The sequence below is a fragment of the Pseudonocardia zijingensis genome (assembly GCF_042657305.1).
GTDB classification, from domain to species: Bacteria; Actinomycetota; Actinomycetes; order Mycobacteriales; family Pseudonocardiaceae; genus Pseudonocardia; species Pseudonocardia zijingensis.
In genome coordinates, this window is sequence record NZ_JBHSKO010000012.1 from 72,106 (window position 1) to 95,423 (window position 23,318).

The 23,318-nt window shown below is 74.6% G+C and carries 27 protein-coding genes; 16 read left to right on the plus strand and 11 right to left on the minus strand.

Annotation, left to right across the window (positions count from 1 at the left end; genetic code table 11):
- Positions 1 to 29 precede the first annotated feature (29 nt).
- From ACFPL3_RS22910 to ACFPL3_RS22925, 4 genes are read left to right on the plus strand one after another with little or no spacing between them, the layout of a single operon-like run.
- Positions 30 to 758, plus strand: coding sequence for a GntR family transcriptional regulator (locus ACFPL3_RS22910; protein WP_343940129.1), 729 nt, complete (start codon positions 30 to 32; stop codon positions 756 to 758).
- Positions 759 to 811: 53 nt separating this feature from the next.
- Entirely contained in the window at positions 812 to 1,777 is a 966-nt protein-coding gene (locus ACFPL3_RS22915) for a VOC family protein (protein WP_343940131.1), read from the plus strand.
- The gene (locus tag ACFPL3_RS22920) at positions 1,777 to 2,400 is read left to right on the plus strand and encodes an alpha/beta hydrolase (RefSeq protein WP_343940133.1); all 624 of its coding nucleotides are present in this window, start codon (positions 1,777 to 1,779) and stop codon (positions 2,398 to 2,400) included. The genes ACFPL3_RS22915 and ACFPL3_RS22920 overlap by 1 nt, the downstream gene beginning before the upstream one ends.
- On the plus strand, positions 2,397 to 3,488 hold the full coding sequence (locus ACFPL3_RS22925) for a zinc-binding dehydrogenase (RefSeq protein WP_343940135.1): 1,092 nt from the start codon (positions 2,397 to 2,399) through the stop codon (positions 3,486 to 3,488). Before ACFPL3_RS22920 ends, ACFPL3_RS22925 begins: the two co-directional genes overlap by 4 nt.
- A gap of 18 nt (positions 3,489 to 3,506) precedes the next feature.
- On the opposite strand, the gene ACFPL3_RS22930 is transcribed toward ACFPL3_RS22925, so the two are convergent.
- Positions 3,507 to 4,175, minus strand: a complete 669-nt coding sequence (locus tag ACFPL3_RS22930) for an FCD domain-containing protein (RefSeq protein ID WP_343940137.1) — start codon at positions 4,173 to 4,175, stop codon at positions 3,507 to 3,509.
- Positions 4,176 to 4,331: 156 nt separating this feature from the next.
- On the opposite strand from ACFPL3_RS22930, the gene ACFPL3_RS22935 reads away from it, so the two are divergent.
- Genes ACFPL3_RS22935 through ACFPL3_RS22970 form a run of 8 tightly spaced genes read left to right on the plus strand, consistent with a single transcriptional unit; the run spans position 4,332 to position 12,299 of the window.
- Positions 4,332 to 5,180, plus strand: a complete 849-nt coding sequence (locus tag ACFPL3_RS22935) for an amidohydrolase family protein (protein WP_343940139.1) — start codon at positions 4,332 to 4,334, stop codon at positions 5,178 to 5,180.
- Positions 5,177 to 5,734, plus strand: a complete 558-nt coding sequence (locus tag ACFPL3_RS22940) for an MSMEG_0572/Sll0783 family nitrogen starvation response protein (protein ID WP_343940141.1) — start codon at positions 5,177 to 5,179, stop codon at positions 5,732 to 5,734. Before ACFPL3_RS22935 ends, ACFPL3_RS22940 begins: the two co-directional genes overlap by 4 nt.
- Positions 5,735 to 5,738: 4 nt before the next feature.
- The gene (locus ACFPL3_RS22945) at positions 5,739 to 6,806 is read left to right on the plus strand and encodes an MSMEG_0568 family radical SAM protein (protein ID WP_343940143.1); all 1,068 of its coding nucleotides are present in this window, start codon (positions 5,739 to 5,741) and stop codon (positions 6,804 to 6,806) included.
- Positions 6,803 to 8,215 carry an MSMEG_0567/sll0787 family protein gene (locus tag ACFPL3_RS22950; protein ID WP_379589629.1) on the plus strand — a complete coding sequence of 471 codons (1,413 nt, stop codon included), beginning with the start codon at positions 6,803 to 6,805 and terminating at the stop codon, positions 8,213 to 8,215. Before ACFPL3_RS22945 ends, ACFPL3_RS22950 begins: the two co-directional genes overlap by 4 nt.
- Positions 8,212 to 9,060 (plus strand): carbon-nitrogen hydrolase family protein, encoded by an 849-nt coding sequence (locus tag ACFPL3_RS22955; RefSeq protein ID WP_343943819.1) that lies wholly within the window; start codon positions 8,212 to 8,214, stop codon positions 9,058 to 9,060. Before ACFPL3_RS22950 ends, ACFPL3_RS22955 begins: the two co-directional genes overlap by 4 nt.
- Positions 9,053 to 10,366 (plus strand): MSMEG_0569 family flavin-dependent oxidoreductase, encoded by a 1,314-nt coding sequence (locus tag ACFPL3_RS22960; RefSeq protein WP_343943818.1) that lies wholly within the window; start codon positions 9,053 to 9,055, stop codon positions 10,364 to 10,366. Before ACFPL3_RS22955 ends, ACFPL3_RS22960 begins: the two co-directional genes overlap by 8 nt.
- Positions 10,363 to 11,178, plus strand: a complete 816-nt coding sequence (locus ACFPL3_RS22965; protein WP_343943817.1) for a carbon-nitrogen hydrolase family protein — start codon at positions 10,363 to 10,365, stop codon at positions 11,176 to 11,178. Before ACFPL3_RS22960 ends, ACFPL3_RS22965 begins: the two co-directional genes overlap by 4 nt.
- Positions 11,175 to 12,299: an MSMEG_0565 family glycosyltransferase gene (locus ACFPL3_RS22970; RefSeq protein WP_379589630.1), complete on the plus strand. Its 1,125-nt coding sequence runs from the start codon at positions 11,175 to 11,177 to the stop codon at positions 12,297 to 12,299. Before ACFPL3_RS22965 ends, ACFPL3_RS22970 begins: the two co-directional genes overlap by 4 nt.
- Here the strand turns inward: ACFPL3_RS22970 and ACFPL3_RS22975 are convergent.
- The gene (locus tag ACFPL3_RS22975; RefSeq protein WP_343943815.1) at positions 12,275 to 13,153 is read right to left on the minus strand and encodes a manganese catalase; all 879 of its coding nucleotides are present in this window, start codon (positions 13,151 to 13,153) and stop codon (positions 12,275 to 12,277) included. The two genes, ACFPL3_RS22970 and ACFPL3_RS22975, sit on opposite strands and share 25 nt — an antisense overlap.
- 89 nt (positions 13,154 to 13,242) lie before the next feature.
- Positions 13,243 to 13,650: a RidA family protein gene (locus ACFPL3_RS22980; protein WP_343943814.1), complete on the minus strand. Its 408-nt coding sequence runs from the start codon at positions 13,648 to 13,650 to the stop codon at positions 13,243 to 13,245.
- Positions 13,651 to 13,747: 97 nt separating this feature from the next.
- Here ACFPL3_RS22980 and ACFPL3_RS22985 point away from each other — a divergent pair, with 97 nt between their 5' ends.
- Positions 13,748 to 14,128, plus strand: coding sequence for a winged helix-turn-helix transcriptional regulator (locus ACFPL3_RS22985; RefSeq protein WP_343943813.1), 381 nt, complete (start codon positions 13,748 to 13,750; stop codon positions 14,126 to 14,128).
- Positions 14,129 to 14,141: 13 nt separating this feature from the next.
- On the opposite strand, the gene ACFPL3_RS22990 is transcribed toward ACFPL3_RS22985, so the two are convergent.
- Positions 14,142 to 15,038: an SDR family oxidoreductase gene (locus ACFPL3_RS22990; protein ID WP_343943812.1), complete on the minus strand. Its 897-nt coding sequence runs from the start codon at positions 15,036 to 15,038 to the stop codon at positions 14,142 to 14,144.
- A 64-nt stretch (positions 15,039 to 15,102) separates the two neighbouring features.
- Complete coding sequence (locus tag ACFPL3_RS22995) at positions 15,103 to 15,675, minus strand: TetR/AcrR family transcriptional regulator (protein WP_343943811.1); 573 nt, start codon at positions 15,673 to 15,675, stop codon at positions 15,103 to 15,105.
- A gap of 71 nt (positions 15,676 to 15,746) precedes the next feature.
- Here ACFPL3_RS22995 and ACFPL3_RS23000 point away from each other — a divergent pair, with 71 nt between their 5' ends.
- Both ACFPL3_RS23000 and ACFPL3_RS23005 read left to right on the plus strand, forming a co-directional pair.
- The gene (locus tag ACFPL3_RS23000) at positions 15,747 to 16,241 is read left to right on the plus strand and encodes an FBP domain-containing protein (RefSeq protein ID WP_343943810.1); all 495 of its coding nucleotides are present in this window, start codon (positions 15,747 to 15,749) and stop codon (positions 16,239 to 16,241) included.
- A gap of 49 nt (positions 16,242 to 16,290) precedes the next feature.
- Positions 16,291 to 16,710 carry a nitroreductase/quinone reductase family protein gene (locus tag ACFPL3_RS23005; protein WP_343943809.1) on the plus strand — a complete coding sequence of 140 codons (420 nt, stop codon included), beginning with the start codon at positions 16,291 to 16,293 and terminating at the stop codon, positions 16,708 to 16,710.
- A 125-nt stretch (positions 16,711 to 16,835) separates the two neighbouring features.
- Here ACFPL3_RS23005 and ACFPL3_RS23010 read toward each other — a convergent pair whose 3' ends face one another.
- Positions 16,836 to 16,979 (minus strand): NAD-dependent epimerase/dehydratase family protein, encoded by a 144-nt coding sequence (locus tag ACFPL3_RS23010; RefSeq protein WP_343943808.1) that lies wholly within the window; start codon positions 16,977 to 16,979, stop codon positions 16,836 to 16,838.
- Positions 16,980 to 17,049: 70 nt separating this feature from the next.
- On the opposite strand from ACFPL3_RS23010, the gene eda reads away from it, so the two are divergent.
- Entirely contained in the window at positions 17,050 to 17,709 is a 660-nt protein-coding gene (gene eda / locus ACFPL3_RS23015) for a bifunctional 4-hydroxy-2-oxoglutarate aldolase/2-dehydro-3-deoxy-phosphogluconate aldolase (RefSeq protein ID WP_343943807.1), read from the plus strand.
- Between the two features lie 7 nt (positions 17,710 to 17,716).
- Here eda and ACFPL3_RS23020 read toward each other — a convergent pair whose 3' ends face one another.
- From ACFPL3_RS23020 to ACFPL3_RS23040, 5 genes are read right to left on the minus strand one after another with little or no spacing between them, the layout of a single operon-like run.
- Complete coding sequence (locus ACFPL3_RS23020; protein WP_343943806.1) at positions 17,717 to 18,400, minus strand: GntR family transcriptional regulator; 684 nt, start codon at positions 18,398 to 18,400, stop codon at positions 17,717 to 17,719.
- Positions 18,397 to 19,290, minus strand: coding sequence for an HpcH/HpaI aldolase/citrate lyase family protein (locus ACFPL3_RS23025; protein WP_343943805.1), 894 nt, complete (start codon positions 19,288 to 19,290; stop codon positions 18,397 to 18,399). The genes ACFPL3_RS23020 and ACFPL3_RS23025 overlap by 4 nt, the downstream gene beginning before the upstream one ends.
- Positions 19,287 to 20,819, minus strand: a complete 1,533-nt coding sequence (locus ACFPL3_RS23030; protein WP_343943804.1) for an aldehyde dehydrogenase — start codon at positions 20,817 to 20,819, stop codon at positions 19,287 to 19,289. The genes ACFPL3_RS23025 and ACFPL3_RS23030 overlap by 4 nt, the downstream gene beginning before the upstream one ends.
- Entirely contained in the window at positions 20,816 to 21,961 is a 1,146-nt protein-coding gene (locus ACFPL3_RS23035; RefSeq protein WP_343943803.1) for a zinc-binding dehydrogenase, read from the minus strand. The genes ACFPL3_RS23030 and ACFPL3_RS23035 overlap by 4 nt, the downstream gene beginning before the upstream one ends.
- A gap of 15 nt (positions 21,962 to 21,976) precedes the next feature.
- Complete coding sequence (locus tag ACFPL3_RS23040) at positions 21,977 to 23,302, minus strand: MFS transporter (protein ID WP_343943802.1); 1,326 nt, start codon at positions 23,300 to 23,302, stop codon at positions 21,977 to 21,979.
- Positions 23,303 to 23,318: the final 16 nt, after the last annotated feature.

A 23,318-nucleotide genomic window follows, 5' to 3' on the forward strand; every position in this document is an offset into this window, starting at 1 on the left:
GTATGACGATCGTCGAGTAGGCTTCCGCCGTGGACGAGCCTGGCCGGGCCGAGGACAAGCCCGCCGTACCCGATCTCGCGTCCCGGATCGGGCGGGTCTCCGCGCCGCTGCGCCCTCAGGTGCGCGACGTGCTCCGCGAGGCGATCCTCACGATGCGCTTCGCACCCGGCCAGCGTCTGGTGGAGCGCGAGCTCATCGACATGACGGGCGTCTCCCGCACCACGATCCGCGAGGCCCTGCGCGAGCTCGCCGCGGAGGGCCTCGTGCGCACCATCCCGCAGAAGGGAGCCGTGGTGGTCGCGCTCTCGCCGGAGGAGGCCGAGGAGCTCTACGAGCTCCGCGAGGTCCTCGAGGCCCACCTCGTGCGGCGGTTCGTCGCGCAGGCACCCGACGGCAAGCTCGTCGCGCTGCGGCGCGCGTTCACCCGCCTCGAGGACGTCGTCGCCGAGGGCGGCGGCACGCTCGAGGTGTTGCGCGCCAAGGACGCGATGTACGAGGTGCTGCTCGACGGCGCGGGCAACTCCGCGCTGCGCACCAGCCTCTCCCAGCTGCACGCCCGGGTGAGCCTGCTGCGCGCGGGCTCGCTGTCGTCGGCCCCCGACCGCCCCGCGCGGTCCGTGGCCGAGCTGCGAGAGCTCGTCAAGGCCGTCGAGGCCCGCGACGCCGCGGCCGCATCGGCCGCGATGATCGCCCACGTCCGGGCGGCGGCCCGGCTCGGCATCGCGGCCATCGGTGCCGCGCCCGCCCCCACCCGCTGATCCCTCCCTTCCCCCGCTCCGTCCGCACCATCCGTCTGTCTCGAGGAGGAGACATGGCACACGTGAACGGGAGCCACCACATCACGCTGTCGGTGGGCCCCGCCCAGGAGGACGTCGAGTTCCACGTCGAGACGCTGGGCATGCGGTTCATCAAAAGGACCGTGCTGTTCGACGGCTCGCTGCCGATCTACCACCTCTACTACAGCAACGCGGGCGGCGACCCGAGCGCCGTGGTCACCACGTTCCCGTTCCGCCAGGCCGGGCTGAAGGGGCGGCGCGGCACCAACCAGGCGCGGGAGGTCCACCTCGCGGTGCCCGCGGGCTCCCTCGACTACTGGCAGGGGCGGCTCACCGGACGCGGCGTCGAGGTGGCCGACGCCGAGGTGCTCGACCAGCGGCGGCTGCTGTTCCGCCACCCGTGCGGGATCGAGTACGCGATGGTCGGCGTCGAGGACGACCCGCGCGAGGGCCACGCCGGGGCCGGGGTGCCGCCCGAGCACGCGATCCACGGCGTGTACGGCGTCGGGGTGCACGTGGCGAACCCGGAGAACATGGTCGAGTTCCTCAGCGAGTCGTTCCACGGCAAGGGGCTCGCCGAGGAGGGCGACCGGGTGGTGCACCAGGTCGGGCGGCCCGGTCAGGGCGGCTCGGTGGAGTTGGTGGTCAATCGCACCGACGAGCCCGGCACGTGGCGCTACGGCGAGGGCACGATCCACCACTTCGCCTGGAACGCCGAGACCCTGGAGAACCAGGACGCGCTCAAGTTCGAGATCGAGGGCGTCGGCTACACCGACATCTCCGAGCTCAAGGACCGCAAGTACTTCAAGTCGGTCTACGTCCGCACGCCGGGCGGCGCGCTGTTCGAGCTCGCCGTCACCCACGCCGAGGGCGGGTGGACGTGCGACGAGTCGCCCAAGGAGCTCGGCAGCGCCTTCCAGCTGCCCGAGCAGTTCGAGGACCGCAGGGCGGAGCTGCTCGGCCGGCTCGAGCCGATCCACGTGCCCGGCGAGGCCGGCTGATGGAGACGCTGCGGACGCAGCGGTGGGGAGCGTCCGCGCGGCGGGCCGGGCTCGCCGTGCTCGCCTTGCACGGGCGCGACCAGGAACCCGGCTACATGCGCGGGATCGCCGACCGGGTCGGTGACGCCGGGCTCGCCTGGTACGCGCCCGCCGCACCCGGGCGCACCTGGTACCCGAAGCGGTTCATCGAGCCGTTCGAGGAGAACGAGCCGTTCCTCTCGGCGTCCCTCGGCGCCGTCGCCGCGGTGGTCGACGCGATCGCCGGCGACGGCTTCGGCGCGGAACGCGTGGTGCTGCTCGGGTTCTCCCAGGGGGCCTGCCTGCTCACCGAGCACCTCGTACGCCGCCCCGCCCGCTACGCCGCGGCCGCCGTGCTCACCGGCGGGTTCGCCGGGCCGCCCGGCGCGCCGCGGCAGGTGGCAGGCGACCTCGCGGGCACCCCGGTGCTGCTCGCCACCAGCTCGCGTGACGAGTGGGTGCCCGTCGACCGGGTGCGCGAGACCGCGGAGCTCCTGCGCGGCGCGGGCGCCGAGGTCACCCTCCACGTCGACGACGACCCCGAGCACCACGTCAACGACGCCACGGTCGATGCGATCCGCGCCCTGCTGGGGAGGTCGCGATGAGGGCTGCCGTGATGACGGCACCGGGCCGGCTCGAGGTGCAGGAGGTCGACCTGCTGCCGCTCGCACCGTGGCGGATCCGGGTGCGCACCGGTGCCACCCCGTTCTGCGTCACCGACGTGATGAACTCCGACGGCGTGTTCGGCAAGGAGCCGCCCACGATCCTCGGGCACGCCTCGATGGGGGTGGTCGAGGAGCTGGGGCCCGAGGTTGCCGGGGTGCGGGTGGGCGACCGCGTGGTGGTGCACGGCACCGCAGAGTGCGACCGCTGCTTCTACTGCGTGCGCGGCCGCACCGACCAGTGCTCGCTGATCTTCGACCGGCCGGACGGCCCGCCGCAGGTGGCCCGGCTCGCCGACGGGAGCATCGCGACGGCGGCCGGCAACGTCGGCGGGTACGCCGAGCTGATGTCGGTGGACGCCCGCCAGGTCGTCGCGGTCGACACCACGCTGTCGGACGTCGAGCTGGGGTTGATGGGCTGCGGGGTCACCACCGGCCTGGGGTCGGTGTTCAACGTGGCCGCCGTGGTGCCGGGGTCGGACGTGGCCGTGGTGGGCTGCGGGCAGCTGGGGCTCTGGATGATCCAGGCCGCCCGGCTGGCGGGTGCCGGGCAGATCATCGCGCTCGACCCGGACGCGGGCCGGCGCGAGCGTGCGGCGAAGGCCGGGGCCACGGCCACCCTCGACCCGGACGCCGCCGATCCCGTCGAGCAGGTGCGCGCGCTCACCGGCGGGTACGGCGTGACGTACGCGCTGGAGGCGGCCGGGCCCGCGCTCGCGCAGCGGCAGGCCGTGCTCATGACCCACCGCGGCGGCACCGTGGTGCTGACGGGCTGCGAGCCGCTCGGCGCCGAGCTCTCGCTCCCGCAGGTACCTGCCGCCCTGCACGGGCGCGCGATCCTGAGCAGCCAGAACGGGCGGGTGCGGATGCACCACGACATCCCGCGCTACGTGCGGATGCTCGAGGACGGCCGGCTCGACGCGTCGCTCGTGGTGAGCGCCGAGTTCACGCTGGACGAGATCACCGAGGCGAAGGAGGCGGCGCGGGCGCACCGGACCGTGATCGGAGTGGTGGTCCCGAACCGGAGGTGACCCGCCTCAGGGGGCAGTTCAGGGGGCGTTCCCGAGCTGCTTGAGCCCGGCGTCGGTGGAGTTGGTGCGGTGCCGATCGCACGCGGCGATGGCCGCGTCGGCGTCGCGGGCGGCGAGCGCCTCGTGGATGGCGCGCAGCTCCTCGACGACCTCCCCCGGCCTGCCGGGGCCCGCCACGGCGAGCGACATCACGAGGCCGGCGTGCGAGCGCAGGTTGCGCAGCAGGTCGCGGGTGGCGAGCCCGGCGGTGCGCAGCATCAGCACGAAGAACCAGTCGCGGGCGCGCACGAGCTGGTCGAGGGCGGGGTCGGGCTGCGCGGCGACCTCCCCGACCGCGTCCACGGCCCGCCCGAGGGCGGCGACCTGCGTGTCGGTGGCCTGCTGGACGAACCGGCGCACGGCCACGTCCTCGAGGATGTGGCGGATCTCGTCGGTCTCGGCCATGTTGCTCGCCGTGGGGTGGGCGATCACCACCCCGGAACCGTCGGCGTGGGCGACGCCGAGCTCGCAGAGCTCGCGCAACGCGTGGCGCGCGGTGTCGGCCGACGCCCCGGTGCGCGCGACGACGACGTCGAGGGGCAGGACGTCGCCGGGGTGCAGGGTGCCCTGCACGATCCAGCGCAGGACCGCGTCGCGCACTGCCGCGTGCTGCGTGCCAGGCGTGGCCGAGCCGTCGTTGGCGGGCACGGGGCAACCCTAGCAGCCCTGGGCCGCTTCAAGATCAACTTCATGCCATCGCCGCGCAACGCGGTGCAACTGCGCGGCAACGCAGGGTCGCCGCGGGAAACGTGAACTCGTTCCGGACGTCACCACAGCGACACGTGCGCACCCGACGCTTCTCCCATGACCACGCGCAGCCCGGCGAGGGTGCACGACGCGCACCGCCACCTCGGCGTGCTGCCGGCGCACCCGTTCTACGGCGGGCCGCCCGTGCACCCGGACACCACCGCGCGGGCCACGATCGCCGAGCTCCTCGCCGACCTCGACCGCGAGGGCGTGGAGCGGGCGCTGGTGCTGCCGAACTACGGCGTGCCCGACCCGGGCCCGTCGTTCGCGCTCAACGAGCTCGTGGTCGAGGCCGCGCAGCGCGACGACAGAGTGCTCGCCGGGCTGTGGACCTCGCCCCGCCCGCAGGACGCCGCCGCCACCGAGAAGGCGCTCGCGCTGGCGGGCGAGCCGGGGGTGGCGGCGCTCAAGCTGTCGTTCCTGCTCGGCGGCCGGGCCGGCGCCGAGGACTGCCGCCCGCAGCTGGACGCGATCTTCGCGGCGGCCCGCGCGCACGACCTCGTCGTCCACGTGCACACCAGCCCGGGCGCGGCCAGCGACGTCGACGAGATCGGCCTGCTCGTCGAGCGCTACGCCGACGAGGTGCCGCTGCACCTCGTGCACCTCGGTGGTGGGGTGAGCGGGCACATCAAGCTCATCGGGCACCGGTTCTTCGACTGGATCGCCGCGGGCAAGCGCGTCTACACCGACACCAGCTGGGCGATCGGGTTCGCGCCCCGCTGGCTCGCCGCCGAGATCGAGCGCCGCGGCCTCGGCGCCGATCGGGTGCTCTTCGCCTCCGACCAGCCGTGGGGCGACTTCGCCGGGGAGCACGCCCGCCTGGCCGCCGCCGTCGGGGACGGCGAACTCGCCGACCTCGTCTTCACCCGCAACTTCACCGCGCTCCACGAGAAGGGAAACCGATGACCCAGACCGCCCCCGCCACCACCGGAACGCCGCTCATCTCCGAGGAGGACCTGAAGGCCAACCAGCAGACCAGCCTGAGCGAGATCCCGCACCCCTCGCTGCCGGCCGGCAGCAGCCTCTACGGCTCCACCAAGATCTTCCCGGACTACCAGGCGGGCGAGGGGGAGTGCTACTTCACGCTCGTGCACGGCATCGCGCACGAGTCATCGGTGAGCTTCGTGGCGATCCTGCAGGCGCTGCGCGCGCTGCGGAAGGGCTTCGAGTCGGTGCTGTACTTCTACGGCCCGGCCGCGATGAACGCGATGGCCACCCGCGGCTTCCCGACCACCGGCGAGTCCGCGTTCCCCGGCGAGCACAACATCAACGGCCAGATCGAGCGGTTCATCGCCGAGGGCGGCACGGTCTACGTCTGCCGGTTCGGGCTGTCGCTGCACGGCCTGCGCGAGGAGGACCTCATCGCCGGGTGCATCCCCTGCCACCCGCTCGACGTGCAGGACGCGCTGATCCACTACGCCCGCAAGGGCGCCATCATCAACTCCACCTACAACCTCTGAGCCCGTGACGGCGACCCGGACGTCCACCCGCGTGGACATCGCGATCCTGGGCGTCAGGGTCGACGCCCCCGTCTCCCGGCGCGCCGGGGCCGGCCCCAGCGACGACGGGCACGTCCTGCTCGACGGGCGGGCCGCGGCGCTGCCGATCAACCCGGCGAGCCCGTACGCGATCCGCGGGGGCAGGCTCCTGCTCGACGGGGCCGACCTCGGGCTCGCGGCCGAGCCGGTGCGCCGGCCGCGGTTCTACGACCTCGTCACCGCCGACGGCGTGCCCTACGAGCAGCTCGCCCGGCTGCACGGGAGCGACGTCCTCGCCACCACGGTGGTGCAGACCTGCATCCGCTACGCGGAGGACCAGCGGTGCCGGTTCTGCGCCATCGAGGCGTCGCTGCAGGCGGGCGCGACCACGGGGGTGAAGACCCCGGCGCAGCTCGCCGAGGTGGCCGAGGCCGCTGCGCGGCTCGACGGGGTGCGCCAGATGGTGATGACCACGGGTACGACCAACGGGCGCGACCGCGGCGCCCGGCACCTCGCGCGCTGCGTGCGCGCGGTGCGGGCCGCCGTGCCCGGGCTGCCGGTCCAGGTGCAGTGCGAGCCGCCCGCCCCGGACGACCTCGCCGCGATCCGGGAGCTGCACGACGCGGGGGCCACAGCGATCGGTATCCACGTGGAGTCGCTCGACGACGCGGTGCGCCGGAAGTGGATGCCGGGCAAGGCCACGGTGCCGCTCGCCCAGTACGAGGCGGCGTGGGACGAGGCCGTGCGGGTGTTCGGGCACAACCGGGTGTCGACCTACCTGCTGGTGGGGCTCGGCGAGGACCCGGACGAGCTGGTCGACGGGGCGCTGCGGCTCGCCGACCGGGGCGTCTACCCGTTCGTGGTGCCCTACCGCCCGCTCGCGGGCACCTTGGCGGCCGCCGACGGCGCCGGTCCGCCCGACCCGCTCGTGCTGGACGACGTCACCCGGCGGGTGGCCGCCGGGCTGCGGGCCCGCGGCATGTCAGGTGCCGACCAGGGTGCGGGCTGCGCGGCCTGCGGGGCGTGCAGCGCGTTGCAGGCGGCCGGCGCATGACCACCGACCTGTTCGCCCGCAACGTCCTGCTCGTCGACCACCGCACCCGGCCCGCCGCCCCGGCGTGGCGGGTGGAGGACGCCGACGCCGCGGGCCGCGCGGCGCACCACCGGCTGCGGCACGAGGCGTTCGTCGCCGACCAGGGTCTGTTCCCCGGCACCGACCGCGACGCGGCCGACGACGACCCCCGGACCCGCCAGCTCGTGGCCCGGGACGCCGGCGGGGAGGTGCTCGGCGGCGTCCGGCTCGGGCCGTCCGACCCGGGCGGGCCGGACGTCGGCTGGTGGACCGGCTCCCGGCTCGTCTCCGCGCGCGGCGCCCCGCCCGGGGTCGGACCCGCGCTCGTGCGGGCCGCCTGCGCCACCGCCGAGGCGGCAGGCGCGCTGCGGTTCGACGCCACCGTGCAGGACCGCTACGAGCGGCTCTTCCGCAGGCTCGGCTGGCGCCGCACCGGCGCCGCGTCCGTCGGCGGGCGCCCGCACGCCACGATGACCTGGCCGGTCGGGCGGCTCGCCGCGCTCGCGGGCGCCACCAAGGGCCCGCTGGGCGGCCTGCTCGCCGGGATGCACCTCGGCGGCGCCGGGTTCGTCGGCGACGACGGCGCCCCGGTGCCCGGCACCGACGTCGTCGCGGCCTGCGACGCGATCCTCCCGTCGATGGTCGAGCGCGACCCGGAGTGGGCCGGCTGGTGCGGCGCGCTCGTGAACGTCAACGACCTGTCGGCGATGGGCGCCGCCCCGCTCGGGCTGCTCGACGCGGTGGCGGGCCGGGACGCGTCGTTCACCGCGCGGGTGCTCGCCGGGCTGCGCGCGGCGAGCGCGGCGTGGGGCGTGCCGGTGCTCGGCGGCCACACCCAGCTCGGCGTGCCGGCGGCCCTCTCCGTCACCGCGCTCGGCCGCACGCGGCGGCCGGTGCCCGCGGGTGGCGGGCGGCCCGGGCAGCACGTCTGGCTCACCGCAGACCTCGGCGGCGGCTGGCGCCGCGGCCACACCGGCAGGCAATGGGACTCCACGAGCGTCCGGACCACCGCCGAGCTGCAGGAGATCGGCTCGGCCGTCGCGCGCACCGCGCCCGCCGCGGCCAAGGACGTCAGCATGGCCGGGCTCGTCGGCACGCTGGGGATGCTCGCCGAGGCGAGCGGCTGCGGCGCCGTGCTCGACGTCGCCGCGGTGCCCCGGCCCGACGGCGCCACCGTGGGGGACTGGTTCACCTGCTTCCCCGGCTCGGCGTTCCTCACCGCCGACGACCCCGGCCGTGCCGTCGCCCCCGCGGGCCCGGCCACCACCGCCCGCTGCGGCGAGCTCGTGCCCGGCAGCGGGGTGCGCCTGCGCTGGCCCGACGGCTCCACCACCCCCGCCCTGCCCGGCCCGGTCACCGGCCTCGGGCCCGCCACCGGAGGCACCCCATGACCACCCTCGCGGCCGTCGCCGCCCCGTTCGGGCGGGACCTCGACGCCTGCTTCGCCCGCATCGAGGGCCTGATCGCCGACGCCCGCGCGCGCGGCGTGCAGCTGCTCGCGCTGCCCGAGGCCGCGCTCGGGGGCTACCTCGCGAACCTCGACACCGACCCCGGCGGGGTGCTGCCCGGCGACGCGCTCCCGCCCGCCCTCGACGCCGACGGCCCGGAGATCGCCCGGCTCGCCCGGATGGCGGGCGACCTCGTGGTCACCGCCGGGTTCTGCGAGTCCGACGGCGCGGAGCGGTACAACACGGCCGTCACGGTCACCGGCGACGGCGTGCTCGGCCTGCACCGCAAGGTCCACCAACCGCTGGGCGAGTCCGCGAGCTACGCAGCGGGGGACCGGTTCGCCGCGTTCGACTCGCCGGTCGGGCGGCTGGGCATGCTGATCTGCTACGACAAGGCCTTCCCCGAGGCCGCCCGCGCCCTCGCGCTCGACGGCGTCGAGATCATCGTGTGCGTCTCGGCGTGGCCCGCGGCGCGCACGGCCGCGAGCCCCGACCTCGCCGAGGACCGCTGGACCCACCGCTTCGACCTGTTCGACCGCGCCCGGGCGCTGGAGAACCAGGTGGTCTGGGTGGCGTCCAACCAGTCCGGCACGTTCGGCGCGCTGCGCTTCGTGTGCAGCGCGAAGGTCGTCGGCCCCGGCGGCGACCTGCTGGCCACCACCGGCGTGGCTCCCGGCATGGCCGTCGCCGACGTCGACGTGCCCGCCGTGCTCGCCGGAGCCCGCCGCGCGATGGCGCACCTGCGCGACCGCCGACCCGAGACGTACGGAGTGCCGAGCGGTGTCTGAGCCCCCTGAACCCACGTCCACGTCCTGGGGCACGCCCCGCGTGCCGTTCCCGGATCACGTGCCCGTCGCCGTGGTGGGCGGCGGGCAGGCCGGGCTGTCGATGTCCTGGTACCTGCGCCGGCACGGGGTCGCGCACGTCGTGCTGGAGCGCGACACGGTCGGCCACGAGTGGGCCGACGCCCGCTGGGACAGCTTCTGCCTGGTCACCCCGAACTGGCAGTGCCGGCTGCCGGGCATGCCCTACCGCGGCGACGACCCGGACGGGTTCATGGTCCGCGACGAGATCGTGGCCTACGTCCGTGGCTACGCGGCATCGTTCGACCCGCCGGTGCTGGAGCACACGCCGGTGCAGGAGCTGGCGCCCGGGCCGGAGGGCGGCTTCGTCCTGTCCACCCCGGCCGGGCGCCTGTCCGCCGGCCAGGTGGTGCTCGCCACCGGTGGCTACCACCGTCCCGTCGTGCCCGGCTGGGCCGATCGGCTCCCCGCGCGGATCGCGCAGGTGCACTCCTCGGCCTACCGCAACCCGCAGCAGCTTCCCGCCGGGGACGTGCTGGTGGTCGGCACGGGGCAGTCCGGCGCGCAGATCGCCGAGGACCTGCACCTCGCTGGCCGCACCGTGCACCTGGCCGTCGGGCGCGCGCCCCGCATCGCGCGGTTCTACCGCGGCCGCGACATGGTGGCGTGGCTGCACGACATGGGCCACTACGACGTGCCGGTCGAGCGGCACCGCGACGGCGAGGCCGCCCGGCTGGGCACCAACCACTACGTCACCGGCCGCGACGGCGGGCGTGACATCGACCTGCGCGCCTTCGCCCGCGAGGGGATGCGGCTCTACGGGCGGCTCACCGGCCTGGAGAGCGGCGTTCTCCGCTTCGCCGACGACCTCGCGGCCAACCTCGACGCGGCCGACCGGGTCAGCGAGAACGCGAAGGACCTCGTGGACCGCTACCTCGAGGCGGCCGGGATCGCGGCGCCCGCCGAACCGCGGTACCGACCCGTGTGGGCGCCCGGCGCCGGGCACCCCACCGCGCTGGGCGTCGACCGCATCGCGGCCGTCGTCTGGAGCACCGGCTTCCGCAGCGACTGGAGCTGGGTGCGCGTGCCCGCGTTCGACGGGCGCGGCTACCCCACCCACACCCGCGGCGTCACCAGCGTGCCCGGCCTGTCGGTGCTCGGCCTGCCGTGGCTGCACACGTGGGGATCGGGGCGGTTCTCCGGGATCGCGCGCGACGCGGAACACCTCGCCGCGCACATCGCCACGCAGATCGCCGCCGCGGCGCACCCGGCCCTGGCGGCAGCGGGATGAAGATCGCCGCGGTGGCGGCGCACTTCGGGCGCGACGTCGAGCAGTGCCTCACCAAGATCGAGATGATCGTCGGGGCGGCGGCGTCGCAGGGCGTCGACCTGCTCGTCTTCCCGGATGCCACGATCGGCGGCTACCTCGGCACCTTCGCGGGCACCGACGAGACCGGGTTGCCGCCCGTGCTCACCGAGGACTCGCCGGAGATCGAGCGGGTGGGCAAGGCGGCCGGGGACATGGTGGTGTGCCTGGGCTACCGGGAGCACGCCGCGGACCTGCCGTACAACGCGTCGGTCTGCCTCACCGGGGACGGCGTGCTGGGCCGGCACCGGAAGGTGCACCAGCCGGCGGGGGAGGCGGGCGTCTACCGGGCGGGCGACCGGTTCGCCGCGTTCGACACGCCCGTCGGGCGGCTGGGCATGCTGATCGACTACGACAAGACCTTCCCGGAGGCCGCCCGCACGCTCGCCGCCGACGGCGCGCGGGTGATCGCCTGCCTCTCCGCGTGGCCGGCGAGCCTCACCAATCGCGCCCCGCGGCTGGTGCAGGACCGCCAGACGCGGCTGTTCGACCTCTACGACTGCGCCCGCGCCGCGGAGAACCAGGTGGTGTGGGTGTCGGCGAACCAGACGGGGACGATGGGGCGGCTGCGCTTCCTCGGCCGGTCGAAGGTGGTGGGGCCCGGTGGGGACGTCCTCGCCCGCACCTGGGCGAAGGCCGGGCTCGCGCTCACCGAGCTCGACGCGGAGGCGGAGGTCGCGCGGGCGCGCACGGTGCTGTCGCACCTCACCGAGCGGCGGCCGGAGAGCTACGCGTGAGCGCCCTGCGGATCGCGCTGCTGACGTACTCGACGAAACCCCGCGGCGGCGTGGTGCACACCCTCGCGCTCGCCGAGGCGCTGGCCCGAGCCGGGCACGACGTCACGGTCTGGTCGCTCGGCCGCGGCGGCGACGCCGCGTTCTTCCGGCCGGTCGACCCGGCGGTGACCGTGCGGCTGGCGCCGTTCCCGGACGTGCCCGGCGAGGACGTCGGCGACCGGATCCTGCGCTCGATCGCGGTGCTCGGCGCGGCGTTCGCGGACGCCCGCGAGCGCTACGACGTGGTGCACGCGCAGGACTGCATCAGCGCCAACGCCGTGCCGGGGTGCCTGCGCACCGTGCACCACCTCGACACGTTCACCACGCCCGCACTGGTCGCCTGCCACGACCGCGCGGTGGCGCAGCCCAGGGCACTGATCTGCGTGTCGGCCGCCGTGGCCGCGGAGGTCGAGCGCGGATGGGGCAGGCGCCCCACCGTCATCCCGAACGGCGTCGACGCGGCGCGCTTCGCCGCCGCCGCGGAACCGGCCGGTGCGCCCGGCCGGGCGCGGTGGCGGGCGCGGCTGGGCCGCTACGTGCTGGCCGTCGGCGGGATCGAGCCGCGCAAGGGCACCCTCGACCTCGTCGAGGCCATGGCGCTGGTGCAGGCCGCCCGGCCCGACCTCGCCCTCGTGGTGGCGGGCGGCGAGACGTTGTTCGACCACCGGCACTACCGGGCCCGGGTCGAGGCCCGCGCCCTCGAACTGGGCGTGGTGCCCACCGTGCTCGGCCCGGTGCCGCACGCCGACCTACCGGCGCTGGTGGCCGCCGCCGACGTGTTCGCGTTCCCGTCCACGAAGGAGGGCTTCGGGCTCGCCGCGATGGAGGCCCTCGCGGCGGGGGTGCCGCTGGTGGTGCGCGACCTGCCGGTGCTGCGGGAGGTCTTCGGCGGCGCCGCGGCGTTCGCCGACGACCCGCCCGGCCTCGCCGCGCAGCTGTGCCGCGCCGCGGCGGGCACGGACCCGGCCCGACAGGCCGCGGGCACCGCGCTCGCGGCCCGGCACAGCTGGGACGACGCGGCGGCCGCCCACCTGGACGTCTACCGCCGGCTCACCCCTCATTCACGGTTGAGCTTGTCCTGAACGGATCCGGCCACCTTCTCCATCGGGTTGGGCACGTCGGTGGTGCCGTACATCCGGGCGTCGGGGCGGGTGGGCGGCGGCATCGGGGCGGACGTCGTCGGGCCCTCGTGGTAGCTGAACTCGTGCCCGTCCGGCGTGGGCCCGGACGCCCAGCTGCCGTTGGCCGCTTCCTTGCCGTCGCTGAAGTTGAGGTACTGGTAGGAGACCTCGGTGTACTCCTTGCTCTGCGGGAAGTTGCTGGGCACCGGCATCCCCTCGTAGCCCTCCTCCTGCAGCTCCTTGGCCGCGGCCAGCCACTGGTTCTGGTGCATCGTGTCGCGGGCGAGCAGGAAGGACAGCAGCTCGCGGACCCCGTGGTCGTCGGTCATGTGGTAGAGCCGCGCCACCTGGACGCGACCCTGCATCTCGGCGTTGGCGTTGGCCGTGAAGTCGGCGAGCAGGTTGCCGCTGGCCGTGATGTAGGAGCCCTGCCACGGGTTGCCGTTGCTGTCGACGGGGCGGGCGCCCGCGCCGGCCACGATCGCGTGCTGGACATCGGTGCCCCCGACGATCGCGGCGACCGTCGGGTCGTCCTGCACGGCGTCCTCGGTGATGCCCAGCGGTGACTTCTCGAGCAGCTGGGCGATCATGGTGGCGAGCATCTCGACGTGGCCGATCTCCTCGGCGCCGATCCCGAAGACGAGGTCGCGGTACTTGCCGGGCAGGTGGCTGTTCCAGCCCTGGAACATGTACTGCATCGCCACGGTGATCTCGCCGTACTGGCCTCCGAGGACCTCCTGCAGTTTGCGGGCGTACACCGCGTCCGGCTTGTCGGGCGTGGAGGCGAACTGGAGTTCCTGGCGGTGGAAGAACATGGCTCTCCTGGGGTGGGTCGTCCGGGTGGTCTCCGGCACGTGCCGGAGTCCCGGGGGTGCCCCCGCCCGCCCGGCGGAAACGCCGCCGGTCACCCGACCACCGCGACCGCCTCCACTTCGACCAGGTGCTCGGGCACGTCCAGAGCGGCCACTCCGATCAACGTGCCCGGCGGGACCGGGGTGGTGCCCAGCTGCTCCGCGGCCCGGGCGACGCCCTCCAGGAACAGGGGCATCTTGTCGGGTGTCCAGTCCACGACGTGGACGGTGACCTTCGCGACGTCGGCGAACGTGGCCCCGGCCCCGGCCAGCGCGCTGGCGACGTTGAGGTAGCACCGCTCGACCTGGGCGGCGAGGTCACCCGCGCCGATCGTCTCCCCGTTCGCGTCCCACGCCACCTGCCCGGCCACGAAGACCAGCGCCGACCCGGTGGCGATGGACACCTGGTGGTAGGCGCCGACCCGGGGCAGCCCGTCGGGGTCGATCATTTTGACGGCCATCGTGCGTCCTCCTCGTGCTCTCTTGCGGTGACTCAGTCACCGTAGGAGAGTGGCGGGCGACGTGGAAGAACGCACTTTCCGGTGACGGAGGAACCTCGTGGTGACCACCCAGTTCAGCGGCTCGGCGGAGGACGCGGACATCTCGCGGGCGGACTCGCTGGCGCGGGAGATCTTCTCCGACGTCGCCAACAAGTGGGCCCTGCTGATCATCGAGACCCTGGGGGAGCGCACGCTGCGCTTCACCGAGCTGCGCGGTGCGCTGGAGGGCATCAGCCACAAGATGCTCACCCAGAACCTGCGGATGCTGGAGCGCAACGGCCTGCTCGTGCGGGAAGTCCACCCCACCGTGCCGCCGCGGGTGGAGTACACGCTGACCGAGCCGGGGCAGGCCCTGCGCGCCACCGTCGACCTCATGTGCGGCTGGACCCGCCGCTACATCGGCCACATCGAGGAGTCCCGCCGCCGCTTCGACGCCTGAGGGCCCGCCCCTGTCAGGGCTGGTCGTAGTGGCCCGCCGCGATGTCCTCCAGGAGGGTGGGGCCGGTGGGCTGCCACCCGAGCAGCTCGCGCGTGATCGTGCTCGAGGCGGGCACGTCCAGCGTCAGGAAGCGGCCGACGAACGGGATCTCGGCGGCGATCTGTTCGGCAGGCGCCGACGTCGCCGGCACGCCGAGCCGGGCCGCGAGGGCCTCGGCGATCGCGCGGACGGGCACGCCCTCCTCGGCCGCCGCGTGCATGACCGTGCCCGCGGGCGCGCTCTCGAGCCCGAGCCGCACCAGGCGGGCGGCATCGGTGCGGTGCACGGCGGGCCACCGGTTGGCGCCGTCGCCGGGGTAGGTGCTCGCGCCGCGGCGGCGGGCGGCGGCGGCGGTGATGGAGACAAAGCCGTGGTCGCCCTCCCCGTGGACGGTCGGGGCGAACCGCGCCGAGACCACCCGCACGCCCTTCTCGGCGTAGGCGAGCGCGAGGTTCTCGGCGCCGCCGCGGGGTGAGTCCGGGCCGACGGCGGGGTTGACGTCGCGCTCGGTCGCGGGGTGTCCCAGCCCGGGCAGCGCGAGGCCCGCCGCGAACACGAACGGCTTGTCCGAGCCGGCCAGCGCGTCGCAGATGGTCTGCACCGCGGCCCGCTCGGCGCGGTCGGAGACCCCGGGGGTGGTCCAGTCGTGCTTGTTGGCCAGGTGGATCACTCCGTCGGCCGCGGTGGCCGCCTCGTGGATCCCGTCGAGGTCGTCGAGGTCGCCGCGCCGGACGGCCGCGCCGAGATCCTCGACGACGGAGGCCGACGCGTCGGAGCGCGCGAGGCCGGTGACGGTGTGGCCGGCGGCGACGAGCTCGGCGACGACGGCGCGGCCGATGAAGCCGGATGCGCCGGTGACGAAGACGTGCATGGTTGGCTCCTCATCGATGTCAGGTGCTGACATCGATAAGACTACCCGGTGATGTCAGGCGCTGTCATCGTGGTTCGGGCCAGTGTCGCAGCAAGGCGTCGAGCGCGTCGAGCACCCGGGGCCAGGTCTCCTGGCTGTCCGGTGCGCTGTGGCTGAACCCGCCGCTCGCCTCGAGCTCGACGTAGCCGTGCACCGCGCTGCCCAGGAGTCGCACCGCGGCCGGGTGGTCGGCCTCCGCGACGTCGTAGCCGCGCAGGATCGCCCGCGTCAGCTCCACGTGCCTGCGGCCCGCGCTCGCCGCCGCCGTGTCCGCGTCGAGTCGCAGCTGCATGGCGGCCCAGCGGCCGGGGTGTGTCCGGGCGTAGTCGCGGTAGGTGTTCGCGTACGCGGCGAGCGCCGCCGCGCCGGACCGGCCGGCCAGCGCCGCCGCGAGGAGGTCGGCCAGCTCCTCCAGTGCGAGCAGGGCGATCCGGGTCCTGAGGTCCTGCGTGCCGCGCACGTGCGAGTACAGGCTCGCGACCTTGACGCCGAACCGCCGGGCGAGCGCCGACGCGGTGACCTGCTCGAAGCCCACCTCGTCGGCCAGGTCGGCGCCCGCGAGCGCCAGTCGGTGGGGCGTGAGTCCGGCACGTGCCACGGGGTTCCCTCCCGGGGGAGTACACTGCCTAAAGCTTTTAGGAAACATACCATCAGCTTTAGGTAGTCGTCATGGAACCGATCACCGAACCCGAGATCCGCCGGTCGTTCGTCAACTGCTCGAAGGGTGAGGCCCAGCGCCTCAAGGTCCCCGCAGGCCTCGACGAGCTCCCCTGGGCCGACCTCGACTTCCTCGGCTGGCGCGACCCCGGCGCACCCGAACGCGCCTACCTCGTGGCCGAGCACGAGGAGCGCGTCGTCGGCGTCGTCCTGCGCGCCGCGGCCGCCGGGTTCCGGGGCTTCACCGCGCGCAGCCTCTGCTCGCTGTGCCTCACCACCCGCACCGGCGGCGGCGTCGTGCTGATGAGCGCCCGCCGCGCCGGCGCGGCCGGGCGCGGCGGCAACACGGTCGGCCAGTACCTGTGCGCCGACCTGGCCTGCTCCGCCTACGTCCGCGGGCGCAAGCAGTCCGTCGGGGGCCCGGTCGACGAGAGCCTCTCCCGCGAGGAGAAGATCACCCGCGTCCGCTCCCACCTCGCCGCTTTCCTGGGCGCGGTCATCGGGTAGTCGGACGTCCGCCACCTCCGGCGCGGCCGGCGCACGCTAGCGTCCGGGGGTGGCTTCCTTCAACGACACCGTGATCGAGGACTTCCGCGCCCACCGGGGCGTGCTCGGCGGGCACTGGGAGGGTAAGACGGTCCTCCTGCTGCACATCCCCGGCCGCAAGTCGGGCCGGGTCTTCGTCAACCCGCTCGTCGCGGCTCCCGACAACGGCTCGTACATCGTCTGCGGCAGCGCAGGCGGCGCCCCGCAGGAGCCGCAGTGGGTTGCCAACCTCGAGGCCGTCGACGGCCCGGTCACGATCGAGCTCGGCGCCGACACGCTGCAGGCCCGGCACCGGGTCGTCCGCCCCGGGCGCGACGACGACTGGGAGCGGCTGTACGGCGTGTGGCGCGACTACTGGCCGGACGCCGCCGGGTACGAGGAGAAGACCGACCGGAAGTTCCCGGTCGCCGTGATCACGGTGCGGCGCTGACGCTGCGCTCAACCCGCTCGGCGGCGAGCTCGCCGAACTGGTGGTCGACACGCACGCGGAGCTGCGCCAGGGCGCCGACCCGATGCGGGTGGGGCGACTGCTCGCCCTGGGCTACTTCTCGGCGGTCAGCCGGTGAGCGCGTCGAGCCCGGTCAGATCGAGCCCGTGGACCTGCGCGCCCTGGCCGGCGAGGCTCTCGCAGATCGCCCGGCCGATCCCGCCTGCGGCGCCGGTGACGGCGATCCGCCTGCCCTCGAAGCGGTTGGTCATCAGTCGCGCTCCCTCACGTGCTTGGGTAGGGCCCCAGGAGTGTCACCGACCGCACCACGGGAGGACCGGCGTGATCGCCACCGAACTCGAGTCCGACGTACTGGCCGCCGTCGAGGCGCTCGCCGTCGTGCCCGTCGTCGAGATCGACGACGTGGCGTCCGCGGTGCCGCTGGCCCGCACCCTCGCCGACGCCGGGCTCCCGCTCGTGGAGGTCACGTTCCGCACGCCCGCCGCGCGCGACGCGGTGAAGGCGATCGCGGCGGAGCTGCCGGACTTCCTGCTCGGCGCGGGCACGCTGGTGTTGCCGGACATGGTCACCGCCGCCGCCGCGGCCGGGGCGCGGTTCGGCGTGTCCCCGGGGCACTCGGCCGCCTGCCTGGCCGCCGCCGCGGACGCGGGCCTGCCGTTCGTGCCCGGCGCGGTCACCCCGAGCGAGGTGGGCGCCTGCCTGGAGGCGGGGGCGCGGCACATCAAGTTCTTCCCCGCGGGCGCCTACGGCGGGATCGGCACGCTGAAGGCGCTCGACGGTCCGTTCGGCTGGACGGGAGCGCGCTTCATGCCCACCGGAGGCGTGCGGCCGGAGAACGCGGCCGAGTACCTGGCGTTGCCCAACGTGTTCGCGGTGGGCGGCACCTGGATCGCGCCGCGCGCCGACATCGCCGAGGGCCGGTGGGACGCGATCGCCGAGCGCGCCCGCGCGGCCGCCGCGCTGCGGCCGGGCGCGGCCTGACGCCCGGTCAGCTCTCCGGGGCCCCGATCGCGCGCAGGTGGTCGATCGTGGCCTTCTTGCCCCGCCCGATGTGCTCGAGCATCCCGGCGGCGGCCTGCTCGGCCCGGCGCTCGAGCAGCGCCTCGGTGACGGCCTGGTGGTCGAGCACCGAGCGGTGCCTGCGGTGGATGAACCAGATCGCCTGGTAGGGCACCCCGGTCCAGAGCCGGTCGATGAACTCGTCGAGGAAGCCGGAGTGCGCGGCCTCGTACACGCTGCGGTGCCACAGCGCGTTCAGGTCGACCACCACGCCCTGCTCGCCGTCCTCCTTCTCGGAGGCGGCGCGGAACTCCTCGTGCAGCCCGCGGATCTCCTCGAGCTCCTGCGCGGAGGCCCGTTCGGCCGCCAGCCGCGTGGCCAGCGGCTCGAGGGTCTCGCGCAGCAGGTAGATCTCCTCCGCGCGCGGGATCGAGTAGCGGGTGACGACGTGGCCGTGGTGCGGCCGGTACTCGACGAGCCCGTGCGCCTGCAGCATGCGCAGCGCCTCGCGGATCGGGGTGAGGCTCATCTGCATCTCGTCCGACAGGCTCTGCAACGTGAGCTTCGCGCCGCCCGGCAGCTGCCCGCGCTCGATCTGGCGCCGGATCACGGTGAAGGCCTCCTCGGCCTTCGTCAGCGACCCGCGATCCCGCTTCGCCGGCGTCGGGCTCATCCTGCTGCCGCCTCGGCGAGCAGGGCGCGCGCCCGGTGGGCGATCGGGTAGTCGACGAACGTGCCGTCGTCGAGGCGGATCGAGGACACGCCCGCCGCCTCCGCCTCGCGGAACGCCGCGTCGATGCGCCGCGCGCGGTCCAGCTCCTCCGCGGTGGGGGCGAAGGCCGCGGCGACCACCGGGATCTGCCGGGGGTGCAGCACCTGCTTGCCCCCGAAGCCCAGCCGCCGGGCCCGGGCCGCAGCGCGGGCGAGGCCGTCGGCGTCGTCGAGGTCGAGGTGCGGTCCGTCGATCGGCTTCGGGCGCCCGGCGGCCGCCGTGGCGAGCACGAGCTGGGACCGGGCGACGAACAGCTCCTCGCCGTCGGCGGTGGGGGTGACGCCCAGCTCGCGCGAGAGGTCCGCGGGCCCGAACGTCAGCGTGCGCACGCGCGGGTCGGCGGACGCGACGGCGCGGGCGTCGGCGATCCCCGCCGCCGTCTCGACGAGCGGGACGATCCCGGTGCGGCCCGGTTCCAGCCCGGCCCGCGCCTCCGCCGCGTCGAGGAGCGCGGCCACCGCGTGCACCGCGTCCGGCGTGGAGCACATGGGGACGATCATCAGGTCGACGCGGCCGAGCACGGGTTCGAGCGCCGCGACGTCGGCCTCGGCGAACGCGCTGTCGACGCCGTTGATCCGCACCGCGACCACCGGGCCGTCCGCGGGCAGGCCGGGCAGGGTCTCGGCGACCGCCTGGCGGGCCTCCTCCTTGCGCGACAGCGCGACCGCGTCCTCCAGGTCGACGGCGATCCCGTCCGCGCCCGCCGCGGCGGCCTTGGGGATGCGGTCCGGGCGGTCGCCGGGCACGAACAGCAGCGTGCGCAGGCGCAGCGGGGTGGGCTGCGGGCTCATCGGTCCGCGTACCAGTTCGGGAGCTCGTCCTGCAGGTCCACCCACACCGACTTGACCCGGGTGTAGTGCTCCATCACCTGCATCCCGCCCTCGCGGCCGTAGCCCGACTGCTTGTACCCGCCGAACGGCACGAGGTGGTTGATCGTGCGGGTGGTGTTCACCCAGATCAACCCGGCCTGGATGCCCGCGGCCACCCGGTGGGCCCTGGCGACGTCGCGGGTCCACACCGACCCGGCCAACCCGTACTCGGTGTCGTTCGCCTTCGCGAGGGCGTCCTGCTCGTCGGAGAAGGTCATCACGCCCGTGACGGGTCCGAAGATCTCCTCGCGGATCATCCGCATCGAGTTGTCCACCCCGTCGAGGATGGTCGGTGTGTAGTAGTAGCCGCCCGCGAGGGTCGGGTCGTCGGGGCGGGTGCCGCCGCACACGAGCGTGGCGCCCTCCTGCCTGCCGCTCTCCACGTAGCCGGCGATCCGCTCGCGGTGCTGCGCGGAGATCTGCGCGCCCATCTGGGTCTTCTCGGACAGCGGGTCGCCCACCCGGATGCTGCGGGCGAGGGCGGCGAAGCGGTCGAGGAACTCGTCGTGCACCGAGTCCTGCACCAGGATGCGCGAGGCGGCCTGGCAGGTCTGGCCGGCCGCGGAGAAGATCCCGTAGGCGGTGCGGTGCACGGCCGCGTCGAGGTCGGCGTCGGCGAACACCAGCGTGGGCGACTTGCCGCCCAGCTCGAAGGTCACGAGCTTGAGGTCGTCCGCGGCGGTGGCCGCGATCTGCCTGCCCACCTCCGTGGAGCCGGTGAACGCGATCTTGTCGACCTGCGGGTGGGCCACGAGCGCAGCGCCCGCGGACTCGCCGAGCCCGGTGACGACGTTGAACACGCCGTCGGGCAGGCCCACCTCCGCGACCAGGTGCGCGAAGACGATCGAGGACACCGAGGTCTCCTCGGCCGGCTTGAGCACGATCGTGTTGCCGCCCGCCAGCGCCGGGCTGAGCTTCCAGGCCAGCATGAGCAGCGGGGAGTTCCACGGCACGATCGCGCCCACCACGCCCACCGGCTCGCGGCGCGTGTAGGTGAACGCCGACGCGGCCTGCGGGTGGGTCTCCCCGAGCACCGTCTGGCATACGCCCGCGAAGTACTCGAAGTAGCGCACGATCGCGTCGATCTCGGCGCGGACCTCGCGCAGCGGCTTGCCGTTGTCGCGCGACTCGATGACGGCCAGCTCCTCGCGGTGCCGGTCGACCACAGCGGCGATCCGGATCAGGTAGCGCGCCCGGTCGGCGGCGCTCACGCGCGACCACTCGCCGGTGAGCGCGCGGCGGGCCGCGGCGACGGCCCGGTCGACGTCGGCGGCCGACGCGCGGGGGAGCGTGGCCCACACGCCGCCGGTGCGCGGTTCGTAGGAGTCGAACACGGCGCCGTCCACCGCGCCGGTCCACTCACCGCCGACGAGCATCGGCAGCGTCACGGGCTGCCCGGTGTGCGCCCCGGACCGCTCGGTCGAGACGAGGGTGGCGACGAGGTCGCTCATGAGCGGGTCTCCTCCCCGGGCAGCAGCACCGGCTTGATCTCCTGGAACGCCTGCATGCGCCCGATCACGGCGTTGACCTGGTCGAGCGGGTACTGCCCGCTGATCAGGCGGTCGAAGGGCAGCCGGCCCGCGTAGCGGTCCAGCACGGTGAGGGCCTTGTGGTAGTGCGAGACGTCGCCGGAGAACGACCCGATCACCGTGAGGTTCTTCTTGGTGATGGTGCCGGGCGCCACGGCTGTGGTGCCGGCCCCGAGCTGCCCGACCACGAGGTAGCGGGCACCGAGTCCGGCCATCTCCACGCCCTCGGCGAAGGCGGCCGGGTGCCCGGAGAACTCCGCGACGAGGTCGGCACCCAGCCCGCCGGTGGCCGCGCGCACGCGCTCGAGCCGGTCGGCCGCGTCGGGGGTGTCCTCGAGGGAGATCACCTCGTCGGCGCCGAACGCGGTGGCCAGCTCCAGCCGCGCCGCGGGGGCGCCGACCGTCACCACGCGGCCGGCCCCGGCCTGCGCGAACAGGCCGGTGGCGAGGATGCCGAGCGGGCCCGCGCCCTGCACGACGACCGTGTGCTCGGGCCCCACCCGCCCCGCCTGCTCCACGGCGTTGACCACCGAGCGCAGCGCGCAGCTGGCCATGCTCGCCAGCGCGTCCGGCACGGCCTCGGGCACGCGGACCCGGCCCGACCCGGGCAGCACGTAGGCGTGCCGGGCGAACCCGCCCATCAGGTAGGGCCACTCCTGCATCGAGACGTGGCCGTACGCGGTGCGGTTCAGGCACATGGCCGGCCGCTTGCGCGTGCACATCTCGCACCGGCCGCAGAACGAGTGTGTCCAGATCACGCGGTCGCCGATCCGCAGGTCCTGGCCGACGGAGTCGACGTCGGCGCCCTCGCCGATCGCGACGACCCGGCCGACCATCTCGTGGCCGAGGATCAGCGGCAGCCGGATGTCGAGGGCCAGCGAGCCCTCCCAGCAGTGCACGTCGGTGCCGCACAGCGAGCAGGCGACGACCTCGACGAGCAGGCCGCCCGGCTCGACCCGCGGCGGCACCGGCACGTCCTCGATGCCGATGGGCGCGCCGAACTCGCGCACGACCGCCGCGCGCGTGTGGCCGGGCAGGGTGCCCGACGCGGTGCTGGACGTCATTCGGTGGTCCTCCTTCTAGCGGGTGGTCGGCAGGGGAGCGTCGGTGCTGCGGGTGCGGACCTGGCCCCAGAGCCCGATCACCACCACGGTCACCAGGCACAGCCCGACGATGTAGAGCGCGACGGGCCAGGGTTCGCCGCCGCTGCGCAGCATCAGGGCGGCCGCGATCAGCGGCGTGAAGCCGCCGATGAGGGCCGCACCGAGCTGGTAGCCGAGCGAGGCGCCGCTGTAGCGCACGCGCGCGTCGAACAGCTCGGAGAAGTAGAGGGTCTGGGCGCCGTACATCGAGGCGTGGCCGACGGCCAGCCCGATCACCAGCGCGAGCCACAGCGACGCCGCGGAGCCGCTGCCGGCGAGCCAGAAGAACGGGAACGCGAACAGGCCCATGAACGCCGCCCCCAGCGCGTACACGGGGCGTCGCCCGACCCGGTCGGCGAGCACGCCGAACACGCCGACCGTGCCGATCGACAGGAGGGCCGCGAGCAGCACGCCGTTCAGCGCGGTGCCCGTGCCGGGCCCGGTGTCGCGGGCGGCGAGCGTGAGGGCGAACACCGTGATCAGGTAGAACGTGCCGGTCTCGGCCGCCTTCGCGCCGAACGTCACGAAGATGCCGCGTCCGCTCGTGCGCAGCGCCTCCACGATCGGCACCTTCACCGCCTCCCGGGCCCCGGCCGTGGCCTCGGTGAACTCGGGCGACTCGGTGATCGACCGGCGCAGGTAGAGCCCGACCACCACGAGCACGAAGCCCAGCAGGAACGGCACCCGCCACCCCCACGACCGGAACTGCTCCTCCGGCAGCAGCAGGAACCCGTTGAGCACCAGGTTGGACAGCACGATCCCGGCGTAGACGCCCATCTGCGGCCAGGTGCCGTAGAACGCGCGGCGGCCCTGCGGGGCGTGCTCGACGGTCATGATCGCCGCGCCGCCCCACTCGCCGCCGTGCGCGAGGCCTTGCAGCAGCCGCAGCAGCACGAGGAGCACCGGGGCGGCCGTGCCGATCGCGTCGTAGGTGGGCAGCAGGCCGATCCCGACGGTCGAGAAGCCCATCAGCGCCAGCGTCGCGATCAGCACGGACTTGCGGCCCACGCGGTCGCCGAAGTGGCCCGCGATCACGCCGCCGAGCGGCCGGGCGACGAAACCGACGCCGAACGTGGCCAGCGCGAGGAGCGTGCCGACCGCCGGGTCGTCGCTGTGGAAGAACAGCGACCCGAAGATCGTGGCCGACAGCGCGCCGTAGAGGTAGAAGTCGTAGTACTCCAGCATCGTGCCGATGGCGCTGGCGAGGGCGACGCGGCGGATCTGCCGCTGGTCCGCGCCGGCGTGCGGCTTCGTCGGGGACATGCTCGTGGGTCCTCCC

Bases quoted from the DNA above. Each gene is read 5' to 3' on its own strand.
- ACFPL3_RS22955 (WP_343943819.1), top strand. From the start codon at position 8,212: ATGACCACCCTCGCGGCCGTCGCCGCCCCGTTCGGGCGGGACCTCGAC.
- ACFPL3_RS22975 (WP_343943815.1), bottom strand. From the start codon at position 13,153: ATGTTCTTCCACCGCCAGGAACTCCAGTTCGCCTCCACGCCCGACAAG.
- ACFPL3_RS22990 (WP_343943812.1), bottom strand. From the start codon at position 15,038: ATGCACGTCTTCGTCACCGGCGCATCCGGCTTCATCGGCCGCGCCGTC.
- ACFPL3_RS23035 (WP_343943803.1), bottom strand. From the start codon at position 21,961: ATGACGTCCAGCACCGCGTCGGGCACCCTGCCCGGCCACACGCGCGCG.
- ACFPL3_RS22950 (WP_379589629.1), top strand. From the start codon at position 6,803: ATGACCACCGACCTGTTCGCCCGCAACGTCCTGCTCGTCGACCACCGC.
- ACFPL3_RS23040 (WP_343943802.1), bottom strand. From the start codon at position 23,302: ATGTCCCCGACGAAGCCGCACGCCGGCGCGGACCAGCGGCAGATCCGC.
- ACFPL3_RS23030 (WP_343943804.1), bottom strand. From the start codon at position 20,819: ATGAGCGACCTCGTCGCCACCCTCGTCTCGACCGAGCGGTCCGGGGCG.
- ACFPL3_RS23010 (WP_343943808.1), bottom strand. From the start codon at position 16,979: ATGACCAACCGCTTCGAGGGCAGGCGGATCGCCGTCACCGGCGCCGCA.
- ACFPL3_RS22920 (WP_343940133.1), top strand. From the start codon at position 1,777: ATGGAGACGCTGCGGACGCAGCGGTGGGGAGCGTCCGCGCGGCGGGCC.
- ACFPL3_RS22980 (WP_343943814.1), bottom strand. From the start codon at position 13,650: ATGGCCGTCAAAATGATCGACCCCGACGGGCTGCCCCGGGTCGGCGCC.
- ACFPL3_RS22925 (WP_343940135.1), top strand. From the start codon at position 2,397: ATGAGGGCTGCCGTGATGACGGCACCGGGCCGGCTCGAGGTGCAGGAG.
- ACFPL3_RS23025 (WP_343943805.1), bottom strand. From the start codon at position 19,290: ATGAGCCCGCAGCCCACCCCGCTGCGCCTGCGCACGCTGCTGTTCGTG.
- ACFPL3_RS22965 (WP_343943817.1), top strand. From the start codon at position 10,363: ATGAAGATCGCCGCGGTGGCGGCGCACTTCGGGCGCGACGTCGAGCAG.
- ACFPL3_RS22915 (WP_343940131.1), top strand. From the start codon at position 812: ATGGCACACGTGAACGGGAGCCACCACATCACGCTGTCGGTGGGCCCC.
- ACFPL3_RS22935 (WP_343940139.1), top strand. From the start codon at position 4,332: ATGACCACGCGCAGCCCGGCGAGGGTGCACGACGCGCACCGCCACCTC.
- ACFPL3_RS23000 (WP_343943810.1), top strand. From the start codon at position 15,747: ATGGAACCGATCACCGAACCCGAGATCCGCCGGTCGTTCGTCAACTGC.
- ACFPL3_RS23020 (WP_343943806.1), bottom strand. From the start codon at position 18,400: ATGAGCCCGACGCCGGCGAAGCGGGATCGCGGGTCGCTGACGAAGGCC.
- ACFPL3_RS22940 (WP_343940141.1), top strand. From the start codon at position 5,177: ATGACCCAGACCGCCCCCGCCACCACCGGAACGCCGCTCATCTCCGAG.